Genomic DNA, 880 nt, shown 5'->3' with positions numbered 1-880 from the left:
CATCGTCGGGCACGGGGTGACCACCCTGCACTTCGTCCCCGCCATGCTGGCCGCCTTCGTGGCCTCGGGCGAACTCGAGGCCTGCGCGCCGCTCACCCGCATCCTGTGCAGCGGCGAGGCCCTGCCGGGCGACCTCGCGGCGGCCGTCCGCGCCCGCACGGGGGCGGCCCTGCACAACCTCTACGGACCCACGGAAGCCGCCATCGACGTCTCCGCTTGGGCCTGCGGCGGCTCGGCCTGGGCCTGCACCGAAGAGCCCGGGACCGGAACCGGGGCGACGGAGGTGCCCATCGGCCACCCCATCGCCAACCTCGCCCTGCACGTCCTCGATCGGGACCTGAACCCCGTTCCGATCGGTGTGGCGGGGGAGCTGTACCTCGGCGGGCTCGGTCTGGCGCGGGGGTATCACGGCCGGGCCGGGCTCACGGCCGAGCGCTTCGTGCCCGACCCGTTCGGGCCGGCGGGCGGGCGTCTCTACCGCACCGGCGACCGGGTCCGGCGCCGGCCCGACGGCGCCCTGGTGTTCCTCGGGCGCCTCGACGATCAGGTGAAGATCCGGGGGTTCCGCATCGAGCCCGGCGAGATCGCCGCTCGCCTGCGGGCGCATCCCAGCGTCGCCGAGGCCGCCATCGTCGCCGTCCCCGCGCCCGGCGGTCCCCGCCTCGTCGGCTACTGCGTCCCGCGCGACGTGCCGGCGCAGGCGCGCGGGGCGGACCGGGCGAAGGCAGGAGGGGAAGCGTCGATCGAGGCCACCCTGCGGGCGCATCTGGCGGGCCAATTGCCCGACCACATGGTCCCGGCCCGCATCCTGCCCCTGCCGGCCCTGCCGGTCTCGCCCAACGGCAAGCTCGACCGCGCCGCCCTGCCCGTCCCGGACTGG

Annotated in this window: 1 protein-coding gene; it reads left to right on the top strand. The window is 76.4% G+C overall.

Features of this window, described 5'->3' with window-relative positions:
• On the top strand, positions 1 to 880 hold an 880-nt coding region (locus MKK54_RS02850; protein ID WP_244009005.1), incomplete at both ends, for an AMP-binding protein.

Origin of the sequence: Methylobacterium sp. J-068, from assembly GCF_022829445.1 — a bacterium.
Classification (GTDB): Bacteria; Pseudomonadota; Alphaproteobacteria; order Rhizobiales; family Beijerinckiaceae; genus Methylobacterium.
Note: the sequence above shows the minus strand (reverse complement) of the source record. Positions and strands in the feature narration are given on the sequence as shown.